The sequence below is a fragment of the Vibrio sp. T11.5 genome, from assembly GCF_027587155.1.
In the GTDB taxonomy this organism is placed as follows: domain Bacteria; phylum Pseudomonadota; class Gammaproteobacteria; order Enterobacterales; family Vibrionaceae; genus Vibrio; species Vibrio neptunius.
The window spans coordinates 89992-111495 of the sequence record NZ_JAPPTP010000007.1 but is presented as its reverse complement, the minus strand read 5'-3'; the positions used below and the strand labels follow the sequence as shown (position 1 = coordinate 111495).

20 protein-coding genes are annotated in these 21504 nt (G+C 45.7%); 12 read left to right on the top strand and 8 right to left on the bottom strand.

Annotation, left to right across the window (positions count from 1 at the left end):
- Nucleotides 1-67 precede the first annotated feature (67 nt).
- A complete protein-coding gene (pyrF, locus tag OH455_RS09730; protein ID WP_269981233.1) occupies nucleotides 68-766 on the top strand; it encodes an orotidine-5'-phosphate decarboxylase in 699 nt (232 codons plus the stop codon).
- Nucleotides 767-1016: 250 nt separating this feature from the next.
- Here the strand turns inward: pyrF and miaE are convergent, their stop codons facing one another.
- Together miaE and OH455_RS09720 are read right to left on the bottom strand one after the other, a co-directional pair.
- The gene (miaE, locus tag OH455_RS09725) at nucleotides 1017-1787 is read right to left on the bottom strand and encodes a tRNA isopentenyl-2-thiomethyl-A-37 hydroxylase MiaE (RefSeq protein WP_269981232.1); all 771 of its coding nucleotides are present in this window, start codon (nucleotides 1785-1787) and stop codon (nucleotides 1017-1019) included.
- Nucleotides 1788-1855: 68 nt separating this feature from the next.
- A complete protein-coding gene (locus tag OH455_RS09720) occupies nucleotides 1856-2620 on the bottom strand; it encodes a DNA repair protein (RefSeq protein WP_269981231.1) in 765 nt (254 codons plus the stop codon).
- A gap of 296 nt (nucleotides 2621-2916) precedes the next feature.
- Between OH455_RS09720 and cysB the strand changes: the two genes are divergently transcribed.
- The 5 genes from cysB (at nucleotide 2917) to OH455_RS09695 (ending at nucleotide 8081) form a co-directional block, all read left to right on the top strand.
- A complete protein-coding gene (gene cysB, locus OH455_RS09715; protein WP_045975240.1) occupies nucleotides 2917-3891 on the top strand; it encodes an HTH-type transcriptional regulator CysB in 975 nt (324 codons plus the stop codon).
- Between the two features lie 54 nt (nucleotides 3892-3945).
- Nucleotides 3946-5160, top strand: coding sequence for a methyltransferase (locus tag OH455_RS09710; RefSeq protein ID WP_269981230.1), 1215 nt, complete (start codon nucleotides 3946-3948; stop codon nucleotides 5158-5160).
- A gap of 151 nt (nucleotides 5161-5311) precedes the next feature.
- Nucleotides 5312-6277, top strand: coding sequence for an ABC transporter substrate-binding protein (locus OH455_RS09705; RefSeq protein ID WP_045975238.1), 966 nt, complete (start codon nucleotides 5312-5314; stop codon nucleotides 6275-6277).
- Nucleotides 6278-6345: 68 nt separating this feature from the next.
- Nucleotides 6346-7290, top strand: coding sequence for an ABC transporter permease (locus OH455_RS09700; protein WP_045975237.1), 945 nt, complete (start codon nucleotides 6346-6348; stop codon nucleotides 7288-7290).
- The gene (locus tag OH455_RS09695; RefSeq protein ID WP_269981229.1) at nucleotides 7287-8081 is read left to right on the top strand and encodes an ABC transporter ATP-binding protein; all 795 of its coding nucleotides are present in this window, start codon (nucleotides 7287-7289) and stop codon (nucleotides 8079-8081) included. Before OH455_RS09700 ends, OH455_RS09695 begins: the two co-directional genes overlap by 4 nt.
- Nucleotides 8082-8414: 333 nt before the next feature.
- Here the strand turns inward: OH455_RS09695 and dusC are convergent, their stop codons facing one another.
- Nucleotides 8415-9359 (bottom strand): tRNA dihydrouridine(16) synthase DusC, encoded by a 945-nt coding sequence (gene dusC, locus OH455_RS09690; RefSeq protein ID WP_269981228.1) that lies wholly within the window; start codon nucleotides 9357-9359, stop codon nucleotides 8415-8417.
- Between the two features lie 30 nt (nucleotides 9360-9389).
- Entirely contained in the window at nucleotides 9390-9614 is a 225-nt protein-coding gene (locus OH455_RS23410) for a prepilin-type N-terminal cleavage/methylation domain-containing protein (protein WP_443088596.1), read from the bottom strand.
- 259 nt (nucleotides 9615-9873) lie between these two features.
- Between OH455_RS23410 and OH455_RS09680 the strand changes: the two genes are divergently transcribed.
- The 4 genes from OH455_RS09680 (at nucleotide 9874) to serS (ending at nucleotide 13919) form a co-directional block, all read left to right on the top strand.
- The gene (locus OH455_RS09680; RefSeq protein ID WP_269981227.1) at nucleotides 9874-10488 is read left to right on the top strand and encodes a YecA family protein; all 615 of its coding nucleotides are present in this window, start codon (nucleotides 9874-9876) and stop codon (nucleotides 10486-10488) included.
- Between the two features lie 81 nt (nucleotides 10489-10569).
- A complete protein-coding gene (gene lolA / locus OH455_RS09675; protein WP_045975232.1) occupies nucleotides 10570-11166 on the top strand; it encodes an outer membrane lipoprotein chaperone LolA in 597 nt (198 codons plus the stop codon).
- 2 nt (nucleotides 11167-11168) lie between these two features.
- Complete coding sequence (locus OH455_RS09670; RefSeq protein WP_269981226.1) at nucleotides 11169-12515, top strand: replication-associated recombination protein A; 1347 nt, start codon at nucleotides 11169-11171, stop codon at nucleotides 12513-12515.
- A 96-nt stretch (nucleotides 12516-12611) separates the two neighbouring features.
- Nucleotides 12612-13919, top strand: a complete 1308-nt coding sequence (gene serS, locus OH455_RS09665) for a serine--tRNA ligase (protein ID WP_269981225.1) — start codon at nucleotides 12612-12614, stop codon at nucleotides 13917-13919.
- A 56-nt stretch (nucleotides 13920-13975) separates the two neighbouring features.
- Here the strand turns inward: serS and OH455_RS09660 are convergent, their stop codons facing one another.
- From OH455_RS09660 to sppA, 3 genes are all read right to left on the bottom strand, one after another.
- On the bottom strand, nucleotides 13976-14806 hold the full coding sequence (locus tag OH455_RS09660) for a CPBP family intramembrane glutamic endopeptidase (RefSeq protein ID WP_269981275.1): 831 nt from the start codon (nucleotides 14804-14806) through the stop codon (nucleotides 13976-13978).
- A 139-nt stretch (nucleotides 14807-14945) separates the two neighbouring features.
- Nucleotides 14946-15962, bottom strand: a complete 1017-nt coding sequence (gene ansA / locus OH455_RS09655; RefSeq protein ID WP_045975229.1) for an asparaginase — start codon at nucleotides 15960-15962, stop codon at nucleotides 14946-14948.
- Between the two features lie 134 nt (nucleotides 15963-16096).
- The gene (gene sppA, locus OH455_RS09650; protein ID WP_269981224.1) at nucleotides 16097-17947 is read right to left on the bottom strand and encodes a signal peptide peptidase SppA; all 1851 of its coding nucleotides are present in this window, start codon (nucleotides 17945-17947) and stop codon (nucleotides 16097-16099) included.
- A 206-nt stretch (nucleotides 17948-18153) separates the two neighbouring features.
- Between sppA and OH455_RS09645 the strand changes: the two genes are divergently transcribed.
- Nucleotides 18154-20157, top strand: coding sequence for an FAD-dependent oxidoreductase (locus OH455_RS09645; protein WP_443088595.1), 2004 nt, complete (start codon nucleotides 18154-18156; stop codon nucleotides 20155-20157).
- 60 nt (nucleotides 20158-20217) lie between these two features.
- On the opposite strand, the gene purU is transcribed toward OH455_RS09645, so the two are convergent.
- A complete protein-coding gene (purU, locus tag OH455_RS09640) occupies nucleotides 20218-21051 on the bottom strand; it encodes a formyltetrahydrofolate deformylase (RefSeq protein WP_269981222.1) in 834 nt (277 codons plus the stop codon).
- Nucleotides 21052-21246: 195 nt separating this feature from the next.
- Here purU and OH455_RS09635 point away from each other — a divergent pair, with 195 nt between their 5' ends.
- The gene (locus OH455_RS09635; protein WP_045975225.1) at nucleotides 21247-21447 is read left to right on the top strand and encodes a hypothetical protein; all 201 of its coding nucleotides are present in this window, start codon (nucleotides 21247-21249) and stop codon (nucleotides 21445-21447) included.
- Nucleotides 21448-21504 lie beyond the last annotated feature (57 nt).

Genomic DNA, 21504 nt, shown 5'->3' with positions numbered 1-21504 from the left:
ATCAAAAAAATAGCAGCGGTGATCCCGCTGCTTTTTTTAGGCATGTAAGTATTAAGTAGGAGATGAAATGATTGACCAAAGAGTTATTGTTGCACTGGATTACGACAATCAAGCGGATGCATTGGCTTTTGTTGATAGAATTGACCCAAATTCTTGTCGACTAAAAGTGGGCAAAGAAATGTTCACGCTGTTTGGTCCTAATTTCGTTAAAGAGCTACATAAGCGTGGTTTTTCTGTATTCCTGGATCTCAAGTTCCACGACATTCCTAACACTTGTTCAAAAGCGGTACGCGCTGCAGCTGAGCTAGGTGTGTGGATGGTTAACGTTCATGCCAGTGGTGGAGAACGTATGATGGCCGCATCTCGTGAGATCCTGGAGCCTTATGGCAAAGATCGCCCATTATTAATCGGTGTTACCGTACTGACGAGTATGGAGCAAAACGACTTGGTTGGTATTGGCCTTGATGTTGAGCCGAAAGATCAGGTGATTCGTTTGGCTAGGTTGACAAAAAACTCAGGCCTAGATGGGGTCGTCTGCTCCGCACAAGAGTCTTCTATGCTTAAAAGTGAGCTAGGCAAAAACTTTAAACTTGTGACTCCCGGCATTCGTCCTGCAGGGGCTGCTGTCGGCGATCAGAAACGTATTATGACCCCTTTCGATGCAGTCCAGGCCGGATCGGATTATTTGGTTATTGGTCGACCAATAACTCAGGCTCTGGAACCAGCTCAAACGTTGGCAGACATCAACCAAACTCTCGTTATCTAACTCTCTAAAGTGGTTCGCAAAGTAGGCAAGTTTTTTGTTATAGGTACAACCTACCGAGATGGCAATTGTTCGTATTGATTATTGGTTAGGTTGTTGTTGTGAAGCAGAACCATTGAGACGTATAGCCCAAAAATAGTGCCGTAAAGGGCTCGATAGTGCTTTTTCTGTCCTAGTTTGAGGTTGTAGCTGATGTGACAAAAAGGTGCCGTATGGCACCTTTTTTATATAGGAAGGATAACTTAGGTTGATTTTATATCGGTGTGCCACTGTGGAATTTAAAGTCTTTATCGGGACTGATAATAAGATCAGCTTCTAATTGACCGAAAAAAGCAACGCGTTGTGAAATATCTTCTCCGGCGATGTCTTCAGCTAAGCTTAGGTAATCCTGATAGTGACGAGCTTCAGAGCGTAACAGTGATGTATAAAATTTGGCGAGGTCGTCATCCATATGTGGTGCGAGCATAGCGAAACGTTCGCATGAGCGGGCCTCAATATATGCGCCAATGATCAATTTATCGATCAGTGTCTGTGGCTCATGAGTTGCCATTTGACTTAAAAGGCCTTTAGCATAGCGACTCGCTTGAACTGGCTCATAATCGATCCCTCGATTTTCCATTATTTCCAGAACTTGATAAAAGTGATGCAGCTCTTCTTTTATCAGAAGCACCATCTTATCGATTAAATCCTGGCTATAGGGTGAATTCGATTTGGCCATAATCGCTTTGGATATGTTACTTTTGCCTTTTAACGTTTCAAGGCTCCCTGTCTTTCTATAAGCAAAGTCTTCATAGGGTTTAAACCAATCTAATAGGTTATATGCGCTATCCTTATCGACAGCATACTTGCGGATTAGATACATTGCCGATTGACCCGCTTTGAGCTCACACAACAAATGATCGATTAGAATTGTTTTGAGGTTTTCGGGTTTTCTTGCCTCTGCAATCCACTCATTAGGTGTCGAGCATTGGAGAAAATTATTGATAGGTTCGAGTAGGGAGTTGTAGTTTTCTAAATCGATCATGATGAGTATTTAAACAAATAGAAAAGGCCGCCAAGGCGACCTTTTGAAATTGGGATCCAAGGATTATATTACCATTTTTTCTTTTCACCAAAGAGCTCATCCATATCATTTTTACGCTGGTCTTCTTCGATTTGGTGAAGCTCCTCAGCGTTTTTAGACTGACGTTTCTGCTCTAGGTCATCGAGCATGCCCTGAAGTTTCTCTCGAGCTTGATTGGAATAATTATCGTTTTTGGTACTAAGTGCATCAAGGCCTTTACGCAGCAGTTGAAGGGCTGTGCCGGGCTGGCCACGAACGATGGAATCATTTGCTCGTTTAATGACGTTTTCGATGTTTATTCGGACTTGGATCGTTTCTAGACGAGCGTTTTCTGCCACATAAGCTTGAGTCTCAAATCGGCCTTTGTTGTGTTCGCTACGGATAGTGTCTCGTAGGCGTTTGACCAGCTTGAGCATCACAATCGCTTGTTTGTCGCTGCCCGGCGTTTTAAAGGATGTGCTTTCGCCACCTTTTTTATCTTCCTTAAGCTGTTTTATCTGCTGTTTTACATGCTCAACACGTTGTTCTAGTTGCTTGTTCTTGGGATCAAGCTCGAACATGCTTTCGACCGAATCTAAAATACGATTGTTCAAGCAAACCAATAAATCTTTGCTGTATGGCATGTGATGTGCGTGGCCGATGAGTTCTTCCGTCGCATCAATGATGGCGAGGTATCGAGCCCCTTCCTGTTTTTTAGCCGCTTCGACTTTCACTTTGTACTGAAGCATGATGTTATAGCCAAGCACTAACACCAGTAAGATGGCAACTAAAGCTATGATTAACCCAATATTCATAAATTCCGTATCTTATGTTTTGTTGGCTAGCGAGTAAGGATACACGATTCTTATCAACCACTGCACCTATTTTGTATTATTACGTTTCCATGGCTAATTATTAACGAAAACTCTGATCTGTGGGTAATTTTTGCGTTATTGCTTACAAAAAAGTCATCTAAATCAGAATTTACTCTGTTCATCCAACCCAAAAAGGCAAATCTGCTATCAATTTTAACCAAGAGACGTTATAACTAAATATTATAAACTATATTTGCTCACAATGGGGCGTCGAGTAAGGGATTGCGGGGTTAAGAATGAAGTTACAACAACTGAGGTATATTGTTGAGGTAGTTAACCACAACCTGAATGTTTCTGCTACTGCGGAGAGTTTATACACCTCGCAACCAGGTATTAGTAAACAAGTCAGATTGCTTGAAGATGAGCTGGGTATTCAGATTTTTGAGCGAAGTGGTAAGCACCTGACCCAAGTTACTTCAGCGGGCGAAGATATTATTCGAATCTCTCAAGAGATCCTCGCACGGGTTGAAAGTATTAAAGCGGTAGCAGGGGAGCATACTCACCCTGAAATGGGTACTCTCAACATTTCTACGACTCATACTCAGGCCCGCTATGCTTTACCCGATGTAATCAAAGGATTCACGGCTCGATATCCAAAAGTATCCCTGCATATGCATCAGGGTACGCCAACTCAGATGTCCGAAGCGATTGCAAAAGGGACGGCAAATTTCGCGATTGCGACGGAAGCTTTGCATCTTTACCAAGATGCTATCATGCTGCCTTGCTACCACTGGAACCGTTCAATTGTTGTCTCCAAAGAACACCCTTTGGCTCAAAAAGAGAAGATTTCAATCGAAGACCTTGCCTCTTATCCTTTGGTCACGTATGTATTCGGCTTTACCGGACGCTCAGAATTGGATACAGCTTTTAATAAAGTAGGTTTGACGCCCCGAGTCGTTTTCACCGCGACGGATGCTGACGTGATTAAGACCTATGTTCGGATGGGAATAGGGGTGGGGGTGATTGCAAGCATGGCGATCGATAAAGATCAAGATGAAGATTTAGTGGCTATTGATGCGAGCCACATTTTCGGTGCAAGTACAACCAGCATAGGCTTCCGCCGTGGTACTTTCCTTCGCTCCTATATGTTCGATTTTATGGAGCGATTTGCTCCGCACCTCACACGACCTGTTGTGGAACAAGCTCTATCTTTGAAATCAAGTGCAGAAATTGAAGAAATGTTTAAGGATATCGAGTTACCAGTCCGCTAAAAACTTTCATCTCATCATGCTTCCCTCTAGAATAAACCCTTGTCAGGGGGAAGCATGCAAGACACATTTCAACAACTCGATTCATTTCTCTTATCTCATCAGAAATTTTGGCGCTTTGAGCCCTTCTTTTCTAGCTTTGAAGATCGATTACCATGGCAAGTTGAGCACCCGCAGTTGTGTCAATGGCTTGCTTCTCTGAGCCCTGAACAAATTGAAGAATTTAAGACTAACCCCAAGCGATTCCATAAAGTTCTTGAGCAATTTATCCCGGCTTTATCTGTTGTTGATGAACTCACTCAGCTCACTGGCTCTACCTTATATGGTTTGCAATTGGAGCGAGGTCTTGAAACAGGTGTTCCAGGCAGAAAGCTCGAACAGATTGTATCGATGGGTGAAGCAGCGTTAAGCTCTCATCAAGGCAGTGAGTGGCTTGAATGGTGTTCAGGTAAAGGCTTCTTGGGTCGTATACTTGCCAGCAAAAGCCAGCAACCAGTCACCAGTTTTGAATTTCAACAAATGTTGTGTGATTCTGGTCAACAGGAAGCAGATAAGCAGAATTTACCCATGACGTTTGTTCAAGGGGATGCGTTATCCGCTAACGCGATGCAAGTGCTTAACCCTAAACAACACGCTGTGGCTTTGCACGCATGCGGAGATTTGCATGTTGCTCTGATTGAAAATGCTGTGTTGGTAGGATTGCCAGCATTAAGTATTTCGCCTTGTTGTTATCACCTTATCCAAGGTAATCATTATCGTCCATTGTCAAAACCCGCTCGTGCTTCTGCCCTTAACCTATCCAAATCAGAGCTGAGGATACCACTTCAAGAAACAGTGACAGGGGGAGATCGAGTTAAGCGGCATCGTTTTCTCGAAATGAGCTATCGTCTCGGGCTTGATCTGCTTTTGCGACAGGTTGGTGGGCATCAAGGTTACGTAACGGTACCAAGCATTAAAAAGTCGTTGTTGGCTGATGGTTTTGGCGCTTTTTGCCAATGGGCAGCCGATCAGAAACAGCTGGATTTACCAACCAATGTGTCGTTTGCCAAGTTTGAAGCGAAAGGTGAACAACGCTATTGGCAAATGGAGAGGCTCAGCCTTGTTCAGCAGCAGTTTCGTCGTAGCCTCGAAATGTGGCTGGTACTTGATAAGGCTTTGTATCTCAGCGAACATGGTTATCAGGTATCGATTGAAACTTTTTGTGCTAAAAGCATCACACCGAGAAATATCTTAATTCAGGCGACTAAAAACGGCCAGCATACACACGTCTAAGTTTGTTGACTAATTGTTAAAACTCTCTTCCCATTTTTCTAAGTTATTGGTAATAATGAATGAGGTGCACATAAAATGTGCAACTCAATCAACAATTATATAAACACCAAACACAACATCACATCAATAATGCTGTAATCAAGGAGTTGAGATGAAAGCAGGAAAAGTTATTGCTACTGCAGTATTGGCAGGAGCCGCGCTACTGTCATCAGCAAGCATCATGGCGAAAACAGCGAAAGTGGCGGTATCACAGATCGTCGAGCACCCGGCACTTGATGCTGCTCGTCAGGGGCTGATTGATGGCCTGAAATCAAAGGGCTACGAACAAGGTAAAAATCTCGACTTTGACTATAAAACGGCCCAAGGCAATCCTGCGATCGCTGTGCAGATTGCTCGCCAGTTTGTCGGTGAAAAGCCGGATGTGTTAGTGGGTATTGCTACGCCGACGGCTCAAGCCTTAGTCTCAGCAACGCGTACAATTCCAGTTGTGTTTACCGCAGTAACCGATCCGGTGGGCGCTAAACTGGTAAGAAGTATGGAAAAACCCGGGAAGAACGTGACAGGTTTGTCAGATCTCTCTCCAGTCAGTCAGCATGTCGAACTGATCAAAGAAATCATGCCAGACGTGAAATCTATCGGCGTAGTATTTAACCCTGGCGAAGCGAACGCCGTCACGTTGGTGGCACTACTCAAAGAGAGTGCAAAAGCGCAAGGTATTGAGGTTGTTGAAGCTACGGCACTAAAGAGCGCGGATGTTCAGTCAGCCACACAAGCGATTGCCGAAAAGTCAGACGTGATTTACGCGCCAACAGATAACACAGTCGCGAGTGCCATCGAAGGTATGATTGTTGCGGCGAACCAAGCCAAGACCCCGGTGCTTGGTGGGGCGACTTCTTATGTTGATAAAGGTGCGATTGCAAGCTTAGGCTTTGACTACTACCAAGTCGGTGTACAAACCGCAGATTATGTCGCTGCTATTATAGAAGGTTCGAACCCAGGTTCACTGGATGTAAAAGTCGCTAAGGGTTCTGATCTTGTGATCAACAAGAGCGCAGCAACTAAGCTAGGCATTTCTATTCCTCAATCTGTTCTAGATCGTGCAACAAGCGTGAAATAAACCTCAACCTCAAGTATGTGCAACACATGCTTGAGGCGTTTTGATCTCAAGCAGAAAAGGGAGTTGGTATGTCTGCGTTTGCATTTTTTGGCGCGCTTGAAATTGGCTTGCTATATGGTCTTGTTGCTCTGGGTGTCTATCTGACTTTTCGGGTATTGGATTTCCCCGATCTCAGTGTTGACGGCAGTTTCCCTATGGGAGCGGCCGTGGCTGCGACGGCAATTGTTGCGGGCATTAATCCTTGGGTCGCGACCGCAATGGCCATCTTAGCGGGAGCGGCAACTGGTTGGTTGACGGCTTTTTTAGCAGTTAGGTGTGGGATCCTTCACCTTCTCGCCTCTATTCTCACCATGATTGCTGCATTCTCGATCAACATTCGCATTATGGGGCGCCCGAATATAGCCTTGTTGGGGGAGGAAACGATTCTGACTCCCTTTGAAGCTATTGGTGATCCAATGCTAATGCGGCCATTGTTGGTTGGGATACTCGTGCTCGTTTCGGCATGGTTTGTCGTTAGGTTGCTTAACAGTGACTTTGGTTTAGGTTTACGTGCAACGGGTGTGAATGCACGTATGGTGTCAGCGCAAGGTGGTAGCACATCCTTTTATACCTATTTTGGTCTAGCACTGTCGAACGGCTTTGTTGGCTTTGCCGGTGCTCTATTTGCCCAAACTAACAGCTTTGCAGATGTGACCTCTGGTGTGGGGACTATTGTTGTTGGTCTGGCTGCCGTTATTTTAGGGCAGACACTCATTCCCGGAAGAAAGATATGGGTGACTGTGTTGGCTGTTATTGTTGGCTCTGTGCTGTATCGACTTGCTGTGGCATTTGCACTAAGTACAGGAATGTTTGGTCTACAAGCTTCTGATCTTAACTTGGTTACAGCGATTCTGGTAGCAATTGCGCTGATTGCGCCGAAGCTAAAAGGAAACTTCAAATCAAAAAAGCCTAGTTCACCTGTTGAGAGTAAAGTCGTCTCTGATCAGGATGAAAAATCAGGAGGTGCAGTATGATTCAGCTTGAGAACATTCAAGTCACTTTTAATCCTGGAACTATTCTTGAAAATCCAGCACTCAAAAGCGTTTCACTGCAAGTCCCTGAGCACCAATTTCTAACCGTGATTGGCTCTAATGGCGCCGGTAAGTCAACATTATTAGGGGCTGTGACCGGTGAAACGCCTATGGTTGGTGGTCGAGTGGTTATCAACGATCTGGATGTGACTCGGCAAACCGTCGATCAAAGAGCGCGCCAATGTGCTCGGGTGTTCCAAGATCCACTGGCGGGAACTTGTGGTGATCTCACAATAGAAGAAAATATGGCTCTGGCTTATATGCGAGGAAAAAAGCGCGGCTGGAGTCTGTCTTTATCAAGTAAGCGTCGCAAACTGTTTCAAGAGCGTATCAGCATTCTTGGGCTAGGGTTAGAAGATCGTTTGGGTGACAGCATCGGCCTGCTCTCGGGTGGTCAGCGTCAGGCTGTAAGCCTAGTGATGGCAACCTTATCTGATAGCAAGCTGCTATTACTTGATGAGCATACTGCAGCGCTTGACCCAAGAATGGCGGCATTCATCATTGATTTGACGAACAAAATTGTGACTGAATTTAATTTGACCGTGATGATGGTTACGCACTCAATGAAGGATGCGTTAGCGTGTGGTAATCGCACCGTGATGCTCCATCAGGGAGAGATTGTGCTTGATGTGGCAGGTGAGCAAAGAGCGAATATGCAAGTGCCAGACTTATTAGAAATGTTCTCTAAAGTAAGAGGAGAGGAACTGGCAGACGATAGCCTTCTCCTTAACTGATAAGTGGAAGTTAACGATACCTTAACCTTACTGCTTTGAGTTCTAACAAGTTTTTATCTAAAGCCCATTTTGCAGATTATCCTATGGATGGGCTTAGTGGTGTATCTACGCAGTCGAAATGTTGAAAAGATGCGAATGATGATGGAGCGCGTACACGAGGAAATTGGTTGGGATTGTGCAAACGTTATCTAAGGCGGATTTACGGTGTAAGTGGGGGGGAGAGATAGTCAGTTCGGAAGAAAACTGCGACTTTGAACGTTTAATCAAAGTCGCGGACGAAAAGTTTTATAGGGTCAAAAATAGAGGCAAAAACAGGTTGGTGTTTTAGGCCACTCATAACTGAGTTTGATATTCCGTAATACGTTCTACAATCGGCTCAGCCTTATTAAAGGTACGAATTTCACGAAAGAGCTCGTTGGCCTCTGGGTACTCATGACGTAAGTAGGAGAACCATTGCTTGACTCGATTTGGGTAGTAGAGGCCTTTATCGCCTTTCATTTCGTATTGCGAGTAAAGCAACAGCAGTTTGACCACATCTGTCCATGGCATCACGGTGTGATTGTGCTTAACTACGTTGCCCAAATTAGGCACATTGAACGCACCACGGCATACCATTAAAGAATCGACCCCAGTGGTTTCAATGCAGGCTTGGCCATCTTCATGGTTCCAAATCTCGCCATTCGCAATCAATGGAATAGTAAAACGTTGACGAATCTGGTTAATATAGTCCCACTTAATTTCGCTAGCCTTATAACCACCCGTTTTTGTGCGTGCGTGAACGGTGAGTTCGTCTGCCCCAGCGCTTTGAATCGCATCTACGATCTCGAAGCAATCTTCTGGGTTATCCCAACCAAGGCGAATTTTCGCTGTCAGTGGTGTGCTTTCTGGAACAGCTTCACGACACGCTTTGACTACGCGATGAATAAGCTCAGGGTGTTGCAGTAGTGCCGCTCCGCCTTTACTTTTGTTTACTAGCTTTGCTGGGCAGCCGAAGTTGATATCTACGCCTTTCGCTCCAAGCTCGGCAGCACGAACGGCATTTTCAGCCATCCAATGTGGGTCTTGTCCCAACAGTTGGATATGAACCGGGACACCGGATTTGGTGTGTGAGCCTTGCTTTAGCTCTGGGCAGAGGCGATAGAATACATGTTCAGGCAACAACTGATCGACCACGCGAACGAATTCAGTGACACATAGATCATAGTCATTGATGTCAGTTAATATCTCTCGCATCAAATGGTCTAAAACGCCCTCCATAGGGCCCAGAACAACTCGCATAACAACGCCTCCAAATTCGGAGGCGTGATTTTAGAGGCTTAATGACAAGATGTCTAACAACTCAGCATGATTTATACCAATCGCCTCCTCAACGATTCCGGTCAAGGGGAGTAGCGCAGCATCGGCCCTTGAAACATGCGCATCGCGTTGGTAAGTCAAAAATCTGGAGGCGGCGGTGACGGCAAGCACGCCAAGAAAAACTAGCACGACCACCAGTTCGATCAGCGTCAAGCCGCTGGGTTTGTGCTTTTTCATGGTTTACCCGACTGTGTTCAAATCGGTTACTAAAACTATCATCGACGGTATTTTTCACTCATCACTCTAAATCTCAAAGTGAAATAAGTCATTGATTTGAATCCTTACTCCATTTAAGCCTAAGACTGTTCAGCGGAATGAACATCTTCTCAAAAAATGAGCCAAAAGAGCCGTCTACGTACTTTATCAAGACTTGAGTGACCCGCAGCGATGCATAGGGTTATAATGGCGCTAGAATCTTGCAACACTGAATCAGATAATGACTTATCAACTACTGACACTTGAACCATCCCAAACTGAAGAATCTGCACTGTATCTTGAAGGCGTCACTTTGGCGGCAAATTTGGCGACAAAGCCACTTGCGCCAGAAAGTTGGTTGCCTAGCCTTTTCTCTGAGCAAGCACAGGCTATTAAAGCGGGGGTTGAAGGTCATATAAATCAGCAATACAGTTATTTAAAGCGTAATGAATATTCTTTGCTGTCCTTGTTGGATGAAGAGCAGCGTGACGAGCAGCTCGCAGATTTTGCTGAAGGGTTTATGATGCTCTGGCCCACCATCGAAGAGCAATGGGCGGAAACGTCTATCGGCGATGGGACATTACGCATGCTACAAGCTTTGCTAACCACAATGATGTTGGCAATCGATGAAGAGCAGACTCAAGCACAAATGAAAGAGGCAGGTATTGAAACGCCTCCAACCCTGAATGATTTTCTTGGTCAGCTGGATCTGATGATTAACGAAGTTGCGCAAGCGGCCGATGAAGCCATGGTTGGTGCCAAAGCACAAAGCGTAAACCCATTTAAAGATATCGGGCGTAACGACATTTGCCCGTGTGGTAGTGGTAAAAAATTCAAACAGTGTTGCGGTCAGTAGAACAAAGTTAACTTTACCCGGTCAAAATTGTATCGAAACCGAGGTATAACGTCGTATTCACGACGCATAGGATGATAAAGAATGAAGAAATTAGCCGCGTTGTTTTTCCTTAGCTTCTCCGTTATTGCAGCCCCCAAGGACGAATTGAGCCAGCGACTGCAACTGACTGACGGGTTTAGTGCGGACTTTTCACAGCAGTTGATCAGCCCTGAAGGGGAAATGTTGACAGAGGGTGAAGGCAAAGTCGAAATTGCGCGTCCAAGCTTGTTCCGTTGGACTACTACTTCACCAGATGAGAATGTCTTGGTGTCAGATGGTGAATCTCTGTGGTATTACAGTCCTTTCATAGAACAGGTCAGTATTTATTGGCAGGAGCAAGCCACGGAACAAACCCCTTTTGTTCTGCTTACTCGCAACCGCGCTAGTGACTGGGCCAACTACACAGTGTCACAACAGGGTGATGTGTTTACCTTGGTTCCTACTGCTGTCGACACCAATCAGGGCCAGTTTAAGCTAGAGATTGATCGCAAAGGCGCTGTGCAAGGCTTTAGTGTCATAGAGCAAGACGGTCAGAAAAGTACCTTCAAGTTCAATAACATCAAATTGGTTAAGCCGAGTGCTGATCGTTTTACCTTTACTATTCCAGAAGGAGTAGAGGTCGACGACCAAAGGAATTAATAGTGAGCAACTATTCATTGGATTTTTCAGGGGACGAAGACTTTCGTCCCCTTGCTGCAAGAATGCGTCCAGAAACGCTGGACCAATACATAGGTCAGCAACATATTCTTGGATTGGGTAAACCTCTGCGCCGCGCGTTGGAAGCGGGGCATATTCATTCAATGATCCTTTGGGGGCCGCCTGGCACGGGGAAAACGACGTTGGCGGAAGTGGCAGCGAACTACGCCAATGCAGAAGTCGAACGTGTCTCTGCGGTGACGTCTGGGGTTAAAGACATTCGGGCTGCAATAGACAAAGCGCGTGAAAATAAATTGGGTGGCCGCAGAACGATTTTATTCGTTGACGAGGTTCATCGCTTTAACAAATCCCAACAAGACGCGTTTCTCCCTCATATTGAAGATGGTACTGTGACTTTTATTGGCGCGACGACGGAGAATCCCTCCTTTGAACTTAACAACGCTTTGCTGTCTCGTGCTCGGGTTTACAAACTTACCTCTTTGGCTCAGCAAGATATCCGTCTAGCACTAGAACAGGCCATTTATGATGTTGAGCGCGGTTTAGGTCAGTTTGAAGCACATTTCGCCGATAACGTACTGGATCGCTTATCCGAGTTAGTGAATGGCGATGCGCGCATGTCACTTAACTATCTTGAGCTACTGTATGATATGGCGCAAGAGGACGATAAGGGCGTCAAGCAAATCACGATAGAACTCCTTGCTGAAGTGGCTGGCGAAAAAGTCTCGCGCTTTGATAACAAGGGGGACATTTGGTACGACTTGATTTCAGCAGTGCATAAATCGATTCGTGGCTCGAATCCGGATGCGGCACTGTACTGGTCAGCACGTATGATTACCGCAGGTTGTGACCCTTTGTATATTGCTCGCCGATTACTGGCGATCGCGTCTGAGGACATAGGCAATGCGGATCCGCGCGCAATGCAGGTCGCGTTGTCGGCGTGGGACTGCTTTACCAGAGTGGGCCCAGCAGAGGGTGAGAGAGCCATTGCCCAGGCTATTGTTTATCTTGCCTGTGCTCCGAAAAGTAATGCGGTTTATACCGCTTGGAAACAGGCCCTGCGTGATGCCCACAATCAACCTGAGTACGAAGTACCGCCTCATCTTCGCAATGCACCAACAAGTTTAATGAAAGATCTCGGTTATGGAGCGGAATATCGTTACGCTCATGACGAACCCGGTGCTTATGCTGCTGGAGAGGAATACCTACCACCAGAAATGGCAGACACTCGTTACTATTCTCCTACAAACCGAGGCTTAGAGGCGAAAATTGGCGAAAAGTTAGATTACTTGGCTAGTTTAGATGCAAAAAGCCCACAAAAGCGCTATGAATAAGCGTCTTTTTTGGATACATTTGTTCGGTTAATTATAAAAGCGTTTGAGCATGAAGTTTGGACGCACTTTCACAACCAAAAAAGCATAGGATTAACAATGCTGGATTCTAAATTACTTCGTACAGAGCTGGATGAAACAGCTGCTAAACTGGCGCGTCGTGGCTTTAAGCTAGACGTAGAGACAATCCGTACACTTGAAGAACAACGTAAGTCCATTCAAGTAGAAGTTGAAAATTTACAATCCACGCGTAACTCCATCTCCAAGCAAATTGGTCAGAAAATGGCGGCTGGAGATAAAGAAGGTGCTGAAGAGATTAAAAAACAGATTGGTACCTTAGGTAGCGATCTGGAAGCGAAAAAAGGCGAGCTGGTGGAAATCCAGAACAAATTGGAAGACATCACCTTGTCTGTACCAAACTTGCCAGACGATGAAGTGCCAGATGGCAAAGATGAAAACGAGAATGTTGAAATCTCTCGTTGGGGTGAGCCTAAATCTTACGATTTTGAAGTAAAAGATCACGTTGATTTAGGTGAAATGGGCGATGGCCTAGATTTCGCTAGCGCAACAAAGATCACCGGTGCTCGCTTTATCGTGATGAAAGGTCAATTTGCGCGTTTGCACCGTGCGATTGCGCAGTTTATGCTGGATCTTCACACAGATGAGCATGGCTATACAGAAATGTACATGCCTTATCTAGTGAATTCTGACAGCTTGTTTGGTACTGGTCAGTTACCTAAATTTGGTGAAGATCTATTCCACACTGAACCGTTGACTGAAAAAGTGAATGATGAAGAGCCACGTAAACTCTCCCTTATCCCAACGGCAGAAGTACCAGTAACCAACATGGTGCGTGACACTATTTCTGATGAAGCCGATCTGCCATTGAAGATGACGGCGCACACACCGTGTTTCCGTTCTGAAGCAGGTTCTTACGGTCGTGATACTCGTGGCCTGATTCGTATGCACCAGTTCGACAAAGTTGAGCTAGTACAAATCACCAAGCCAGAAGAGTCAATGGCAGCACTTGAAGAGCTAACAGGTCATGCTGAGAAGGTACTACAACTACTTGAGCTTCCTTACCGTAAAGTCATTCTATGTACAGGTGATATGGGCTTCGGTGCGCGTAAGACTTATGACCTTGAAGTCTGGGTCCCTGCGCAAGAGACGTATCGTGAGATTTCTTCATGTTCAAACATGTGGGATTTCCAAGCTCGTCGTATGCAAGCTCGCTTCCGTCGTAAAGGCGAGAAGAAACCAGAGCTAGTGCACACGCTAAACGGTTCAGGGTTAGCTGTGGGTCGTACTATGGTTGCGATTCTTGAAAACAATCAAGAAGCAGATGGCCGTATCGCAATCCCTGCTGTACTACAAAAGTACATGGGCGGCGTAACACACATCGGTTAATCTGAAATAAACACCAAAAGCCAGCTCAAGTGGGCTGGCTTTTTTGTATCTGCTTATTATCCACGAAGAATTGGGTAGGTATAAAACAGTAAATGACTGAAGTTAAATAGAAAGTGTACTAAAACCGCAGCCCACATTCTTCCAGTCGTATGGAAGATCAAGCCGTAGCCAAGCCCAGCTAGTGACGCGAAAACAATGAATAGTGGGCCGCCTGCAAAGTGTGCGAATCCAAATAACAGACTCGCGGCTACAACGCCGATATAGGCACCATACTTGTTAGTTAACTTTTGTTGGATATAGCCACGGAACAGGGCTTCTTCAGCGACACAGGTGAACAATAGATTGTTAAAGGCGAACAACCACCACCAGCTGGGAATAGAGAACTCAGGTTTGATTGCTCCCAGCAGTGATGCAATAGGCAGTAACGCGAACAAGGGGATTGATATCAATAGTACGGATCGATAGTTTACCTTGCGCTTTTCTCCTAACAATGTGGGGAAAGCCAAAAGAAGGGCGAAGAAGGCCAGAGGTTTGTCTAGGTTCAAATACATGCTGAAATCTGCACTCAGAGCGCCAGCTTGCACGTTTTGAAGGACTATCGGATTGCTAAAACCCGGGACCAAATGTAGAAAGAGCGCGAGGCTCCCAATGATGACAACTATTGAGAGTATCACTGATGGTAGCGAAGACTTGTTTTTGAGGTAGTAAGTAACTGCTAGAAAGGTCACGACGAGAATCAAGCCTAGAGGCGATAATACACCAGCTATCAAGCCACCGAGAAGAGTTGCGGCAAGCAAACTCAATGAGGAATTCGGCGCTTTAAGAAATGCGGCCAGAATGGAAGCGCTGAATAGGAGCCAAACCCATATAGAATGATCAATGTACATAAGGTGGAATTGATTGCTATTGAAAAGCGCATGATGAACTGAATCATAAGCCAGAACAAGTCTCATCAGAGCTCTGAAATAAAGAGAAAAGCCGACATCTTGTCGGCTTTTTTATCATTATTTTTGGAAAAGATATTTGTTATATCGACATTTCACCGCGCAGTACTTTCTGCATTTGAACTTTCACTTGCTCGTAAGTCAGGTTTTGACTCAAAAGATAGTGTAGTTTGGCCAGTGCAGCTTCAGGAGTCATGTCGTAACCGCTGATGACGCCAGCTTCTGCCAGTGCGCAGCCCGTGGCATAACCACCCATGTTGACTTTACCCGCTAAGCATTGAGTCAGGTTGACCACGATAACACCACGCTCGGAAGCATCTTTAAGATGTGCGAGCAGTTCCGGATTTTGCGGAGCATTGCCCACGCCAAAGGTTAGTAGGATCATCGCGTTGACTGGCTGGAGCAGTGTATTACGAATCACCTCATGTGAGATACCCGGGTACATGGTGATCACGCCAATTGGCTGAGGTGTAATGTCATGAACCTTAAATTCGCCTTCTGGTTTTTCACCCACCACAATATCGTTGCTGATCTGGATATTGATACCCGCTTCTAGTAGCGGTGGTAAGTTCGGGGAAGTAAAGGCATTGAAACCGTCTGCGTGTGATTTCGTACTGCGGTTACCACGCATCAATTTGTTGTTGAAGAACAGAGTAACTTCATTGATTGGGTAATTGGCCGCAATGTGCAGAGCGTTAAGCAGGTTGGCCTGGCCATCTGAGCGTAGCTCCGCAAGTGGGATTTGTGAGCCCGTCACAATCACAGGTTTGCCGAGGTTTTCCAGCATGAAAGACAATGCTGAGGCAGTATATGCCATTGTGTCTGTGCCATGTAGAATAACGAAACCATCGTATTTATCGTAATTCTCGCGAATATCATCCGCGATTTGCTGCCAGTCCTTAGGGGTCATGTCGGATGAATCGATCAGCGGATCATATTCGTGAATCGTAAATTCTGGCATTTCTGGGCGCTGGAACTCTGGCATGCTAGCCAGTTGTTTTTCCATGAATCCAGCCACTGGAACGTAACCGTGATCATCTGACTTTTTCATGCCGATGGTTCCGCCAGTGTAAGCGATATAAATGTGTTTTCTTGCCATTGCTTAGAAACCAGTTAATTGTAGGGGGAACAGAGCGTGGGATTATATATCAATCAGTAGCAATAAAAAGGGGTACCCCGCACAGGAATACCCCAGATACTCAGATAGGCTCAATCCAGTTGATGAATCAGTCGTTATTGAACCTGACAGTTTAGACAGAATGCGTAATGGCCTTTCGGATCATTGAAACTGTCCAGTAAGCTGGCATCCTGAACAACTTGTGCTGCTACAGGTTGCAGGGCGGTAGGCAACCATGCGCTGGCATCGACACCAAGATTGACCTTGACTTGACTCATGAAGTCTTGGATAAACTGCTCTGCAGGCGACAATGGTTCTTCTACCCAATACAGGTTATATTCTTCGACTTTTGCCAGCTCCGCTGCCAGCTTAACAGCGTCATCAAAGTCACCCATTTTATCAACCAGACCGAACTTCGCGGCATCTTGGCCCGTCCATACGCGACCCTGAGCGATACTATCCATATCTTTCAATGGGATGTTTCTGCTTTCACTGACTAAGCCGATAAAACGATGATAGCCGTGTTCAATACCCATTTGGAAAGCATCTGCGGCACCTTCAGATAAGCCGGTGGTGATACCTACTCCTGAAAACGGGGAAGTTCCCACCCCATCAGTGTATACACCGAGTCTATTTAAGCCTTTTTCGAATGTCGTAATAACACTAAAGATACCAATTGAGCCGGTTAACGTCGTTGGTTGTGCAACAATACGATCTGCGCCCATCGAAATCCAGTACCCTCCTGAAGCGGCTAAGCTCGACATCGAGGCCACCACTGGTTTGCCTGCTTCTTTCAGAGCTTCGATTTCATTGCGGATCACTTCGGATGCAAACGCGCTACCGCCCGGGCTGTCTACCCGCAAAACAACCGCTTTGATTTTTTCATCGTTACGTGCTTGTCGTAGAAGTGCAGCGACAGTATCACCGCCAGTTGTACCTCTTGGTTGAGAGCCATCCAGGATGGTACCACTAGCGACGACAATCGCGATATCGTCCTGCGACAAATTGAACGTTGGCTTCATTGTGGTTTGGTATTCGTAGTAATCGACGTAGTTGTAACTGTCTTCGCCATTGCTACCAAATATCTCGCTCAAATCGGCACGTACTTGTTGTCGTGTCGCCAGCTCATCCACTAAGCCTAGTTCAAGAGATAAGGCCGCCAAATCGCCATCTTGCTCTTTTAACAAGGCTAAAAACTCTTCCATGCTTGGATTCAGCGTTTCGGTTGACACCTGACGATTAGTGGCTACGTCATCGACATAGGCCCCCCACAATTGACCCAGCCAGCGTGACGCAGACTCTTTAGCCGCGTCTGACATATCATCGCGTACGAAAGGCTCAATGGCTGATTTGTAGGTACCAACACGAAAAACATGCGTGTTGACATCAATCTTTTCTAACAGTGTCTTGTAGTACATTGAGTATGCGCTGTAGCCTTTAATCAACACTGCGCCATCTGGCGCTAGGTAAATTTTGTCGGCGTAACTGGCTAGGTAGTACTGACTTTGGTTGTAAAATTCACCCGCGGCGTAAATAGGCTTGCCCGAAGCCTTAAACTCATTAAGTGCTTTAGCTATGTAGCGCAACTTAGTTAAATTAGTTTCTGGCATGTCACGCAGAGCAAGCACTATACCGGTGATCTTAGGATCGTCTTTGGCATGGCGTATTGACTCAACAATATCAAACAAGACGTTTTCTCTTGGCATATCCTGACCAAATAGCGAGCCAGTAAAAGAGTCCATAGGGTTCACATATCTTGATTGCTCAACGATTGGTCCAGAAAGATTGAGCACTAACGCAGACTCTTTAGGGACGGACGGGATGGCGGACTCTGCGTTTGTGTAAATGAAGTAAATAATGCCAATAGTGGCTAGAAAGATAAGATTAACCAGGGCAAGACGAATAAAGGTAATGAGTTTCCATATGCCTTTAAAAATCATACCGATCAACTTAAATAAATTTTTCATTAGGGCTCCGCTGCGCTTAGCACAGGTATAGGTCTTGATATTCTAAGATTGTCTAAATACAGATAAGTTATATCCTACTCAAACTAGTATACCCAAACAACTGCAAGATTGATCGGTGTTACAAAAATGTAAACGCTTGTTTGATTTTTATTACAACTCACCGTATTGTGGTCAGACCAGAGTAAAATAACAAAGTGATGTCTGCCATGTACCCAAACTTATTAAAGCCGTTGGATCTAGGATTTACTCAGATTAGAAACCGAGTCTTGATGGGCTCGATGCACACTGGTCTGGAGGAGCATAAAGAAGGTCTAGGGAAATTGGCTGCCTTTTATGCTGAGCGTGCAAAAGGTGGTGTCGGTCTGATTGTTACCGGTGGTTTCTCGCCTAACTTACGTGGTCGTTTACACCCGTTTAGTGCTGAATTCAGTAAGCCTAAGCATGCCCGCGCGCACAAAGTCGTGACGGAAGCCGTTCACGAACATGGTGGCAAAATTGCTTTGCAGCTTCTCCATGCCGGGCGTTACGCGATGCACCCATTTTCGCAAAGTGCTTCTTCCATTAAAGCACCGATTGCGCGATTTTCTCCAAGCGAAATGAGCCCTCGTCAGATTCACAAAACCATCGGGGCATTTGCTAATAGTGCGAAGTTGGCGCAGTCTGCGGGCTATGATGGCGTTGAAGTGATGGGCTCAGAAGGCTATCTGATCAATCAGTTCATCTGTAAACGTACCAATATGCGCTACGATGAGTGGGGTGGTTGCTACGAAAATCGCATGCGTATGCCGCTAGAGGTTGTGCGGGCCATTCGTAAGGAAGTGGGTGAAGAGTTTATCATCATTTTCCGGCTTTCTATGTTGGACTTGGTTGAGGAAGGCAGCACGTTTGACGAAGTGATTACTCTGGCAAAAGAGCTCGAAAAAGCAGGCGTGACCATCATCAACACTGGTATAGGTTGGCATGAAGCAAGGGTTCCGACTATTGCAACTCAAGTGCCACGGGGAGCCTTTACTTGGGTAACGGAAAAAGTGCGCCCACATGTCAACGTGCCGATTGTCACCTGTAACCGTATCAATACGCCGGAAGAAGCAGAGCGTATTCTCTCCGGTGGTCACGCTGACATGGTATCTATGGCAAGGCCTTTCCTTGCCGACCCGCATTTTGTCGTTAAGGCCGAAAATAAGCAGTCACATTTGATAAATACTTGTATCGGTTGCAACCAAGCGTGTCTAGACAATGTCTTTAAAGGTAAACGAGCTAGTTGTCTGGTAAACCCACTTGCCTGTCGTGAAGATGAGCTTGTGATCACCCCGACCGACAAGCCTAAGAATATTGCAGTGGTTGGTGCTGGCCCTGCCGGACTTTCATGTGCGACGACTCTGGCTAAGCGAGGCCACCATGTCGACCTGTTCGAACGTAACGATAGGATCGGTGGTCAATTCCGTTTAGCCATGCAAATACCTGGAAAAGAGGAATTCCGCGAAACCATCCGTTACTTTGCGAACCAGATTGATGAGACAGGCGTGAAGTTGCATCTTGAAACGGACGCAAATTTCGATCTATTGGCCGAGTATGACGAAGTGGTCATGGCATCTGGCGTAGAGCCGCGTAAAGTCAAGATTGATGGTATCGATAATCCAGAGAAGGTGATTGATTACCAGACGTTGATTAAAGAGAAAACTTACGTCGGTCAGAAGGTCGCTATTGTGGGCGCTGGCGGGATCGGTGTCGATATTGCCACCATGTTGACAGAGCCTACAGGTCATAACTTAGACGACTGGTTGCACGAATGGGGGATTGATAAAGAGATCTCTCATCCGGGTGGTTTGTACCCCTATCCCGAATCTCTGAGCGAAAAAGACGTTTGGGTTCTACAGCGCCGCCAGGGCAAAGTGGGCAAAGGTCCTGGTAAAACAACTGGTTGGATTCATAAACGTACTCTAGAGAAACGAGGAGTCAATCTAGTGGGAGGCGTTAGCTACGACAAGATTGATGATACTGGCTTGCACATTAGCCATGAGGGTAAATCCGAGTTGCTTGAAGTGGATAAAGTCATTATCTGTGCTGGTCAGGAATCGGTGAGACCGTTTGAGGATCAATGGCAGCAATTTGGTGACAAGATACATATCATAGGCGGTGCCGATCATGCCGGCGAGTTGGATGCTGTACGTGCTATCAGGCAAGGTGTCGAATTGGCTGCGAAGCTCTAACAAATCCAAACATTAAAAAAGACCTCCGATGAGAGGTCTTTTTGCATTTGGGATGGAAGACTAAAGAATGACCGTCTTGTTGCCGTAGACAAATACGTGGTCATTTATCACTTTATTGAGTGCTTTACTCAGAACATTCTTTTCAACATCTCTTCCCGCCTGAGCCATATCCTTTGCGCTGAAGTTATGGTCGACCGGAATCACGTCTTGCTTGATGATTGGCCCTTCGTCTAGGTCATTGGTGACGAAGTGAGCGGTTGCACCAATGATTTTAACGCCGCGCTCGTAAGCTTGTTGATAAGGCTTTGCACCAATGAAAGCGGGTAGAAAACTATGATGGATGTTAATGATCTTATGGTGGTATTTTTCGACAAATGATGGTGTTAGTACGCGCATGTACTTAGCCAAGACCAAATAGTCCGCATTGTACTGATCGATGACTTCGAGCATTTTTTGCTCATGTTCTTCCCGATTTAGCCCCTCGTGAGAGACGCAATGATATGGAATATCAAACTTCTCTGTCAGACTTTTAAGCGTATCGTAGTTACCCACTACTGCAGCAATATCAACGTCTAGGCTGCCATCGAAATTTTTCATCAGAATATCACCAATACAGTGTGCTTCTTTGGTGACGAGAATAACAACGCGCTTGCGGTTTGGGCCAATCAATTTTCTTTTAGCACCTTGCGGTAGAGCCTGGTCTAGGTCGGCAAGGAAGGTTTGATCATTGAAATAACCTTCCAGTTCGGTCCGCATGAAGAAATGGCCGCTGGTATTATCGACAAATTCATTATTATGAATGATATTGAGTTGGTGCTTATAACAAATATTGGTGATTTTAGAAATCAGGCCTGGTGCATCGGTACAATGAGTGAGCAGTGTTTTCTTTTCCATTGGGTTAAAACTTCCGTGATTTATTTTTTTCGCATTCTGAAATTTTTGCTGAGCGTCGAACGGTGAAGCGCTCCACAATATGGAAGCTACAATTAAACTAATATTAGAAAGGTTTCAACAATTAATCCGAGTTAACCGATTAGCTCGGCGAATTTGTTCAAAAATTGTCAGCTTTTAGCACGACAGGTGGTTCGTATGGATAAAGATCTACTCGCACGTAAGTTGTATTCCGAGAGAGTCAGTGCGCTTCTCGGTGACCACGAGATGAATGAAGAGCTGCTTAATGAAATGTGGGAAAGCAAAGCGTCGCCCAGTGAAGCCGCTCGTGTCATGATGGACAGTCACAACGAGTTTTCTGGCCCAGCGTGGTTATCACGTTATCTCAACCGTCGCTAACACAACTTGCACATCAATAACGTAGCCGACTGGCGCGGATCCGATTTGCATTCGCGC

Coding starts and splice junctions, on each gene's coding strand:
- pyrF (WP_269981233.1), top strand. CDS start 68: ATGATTGACCAAAGAGTTATTGTTGCACTGGATTACGACAATCAAGCG.
- miaE (WP_269981232.1), bottom strand. CDS start 1,787: ATGATCGATTTAGAAAACTACAACTCCCTACTCGAACCTATCAATAAT.
- OH455_RS09720 (WP_269981231.1), bottom strand. CDS start 2,620: ATGAATATTGGGTTAATCATAGCTTTAGTTGCCATCTTACTGGTGTTA.
- cysB (WP_045975240.1), top strand. CDS start 2,917: ATGAAGTTACAACAACTGAGGTATATTGTTGAGGTAGTTAACCACAAC.
- OH455_RS09710 (WP_269981230.1), top strand. CDS start 3,946: ATGCAAGACACATTTCAACAACTCGATTCATTTCTCTTATCTCATCAG.
- OH455_RS09705 (WP_045975238.1), top strand. CDS start 5,312: ATGAAAGCAGGAAAAGTTATTGCTACTGCAGTATTGGCAGGAGCCGCG.
- OH455_RS09700 (WP_045975237.1), top strand. CDS start 6,346: ATGTCTGCGTTTGCATTTTTTGGCGCGCTTGAAATTGGCTTGCTATAT.
- OH455_RS09695 (WP_269981229.1), top strand. CDS start 7,287: ATGATTCAGCTTGAGAACATTCAAGTCACTTTTAATCCTGGAACTATT.
- dusC (WP_269981228.1), bottom strand. CDS start 9,359: ATGCGAGTTGTTCTGGGCCCTATGGAGGGCGTTTTAGACCATTTGATG.
- OH455_RS23410 (WP_443088596.1), bottom strand. CDS start 9,614: ATGAAAAAGCACAAACCCAGCGGCTTGACGCTGATCGAACTGGTGGTC.
- OH455_RS09680 (WP_269981227.1), top strand. CDS start 9,874: ATGACTTATCAACTACTGACACTTGAACCATCCCAAACTGAAGAATCT.
- lolA (WP_045975232.1), top strand. CDS start 10,570: ATGAAGAAATTAGCCGCGTTGTTTTTCCTTAGCTTCTCCGTTATTGCA.
- serS (WP_269981225.1), top strand. CDS start 12,612: ATGCTGGATTCTAAATTACTTCGTACAGAGCTGGATGAAACAGCTGCT.
- OH455_RS09660 (WP_269981275.1), bottom strand. CDS start 14,806: ATGTACATTGATCATTCTATATGGGTTTGGCTCCTATTCAGCGCTTCC.
- ansA (WP_045975229.1), bottom strand. CDS start 15,962: ATGGCAAGAAAACACATTTATATCGCTTACACTGGCGGAACCATCGGC.
- sppA (WP_269981224.1), bottom strand. CDS start 17,947: ATGAAAAATTTATTTAAGTTGATCGGTATGATTTTTAAAGGCATATGG.
- OH455_RS09645 (WP_443088595.1), top strand. CDS start 18,154: ATGTACCCAAACTTATTAAAGCCGTTGGATCTAGGATTTACTCAGATT.
- purU (WP_269981222.1), bottom strand. CDS start 21,051: ATGGAAAAGAAAACACTGCTCACTCATTGTACCGATGCACCAGGCCTG.
- OH455_RS09635 (WP_045975225.1), top strand. CDS start 21,247: ATGGATAAAGATCTACTCGCACGTAAGTTGTATTCCGAGAGAGTCAGT.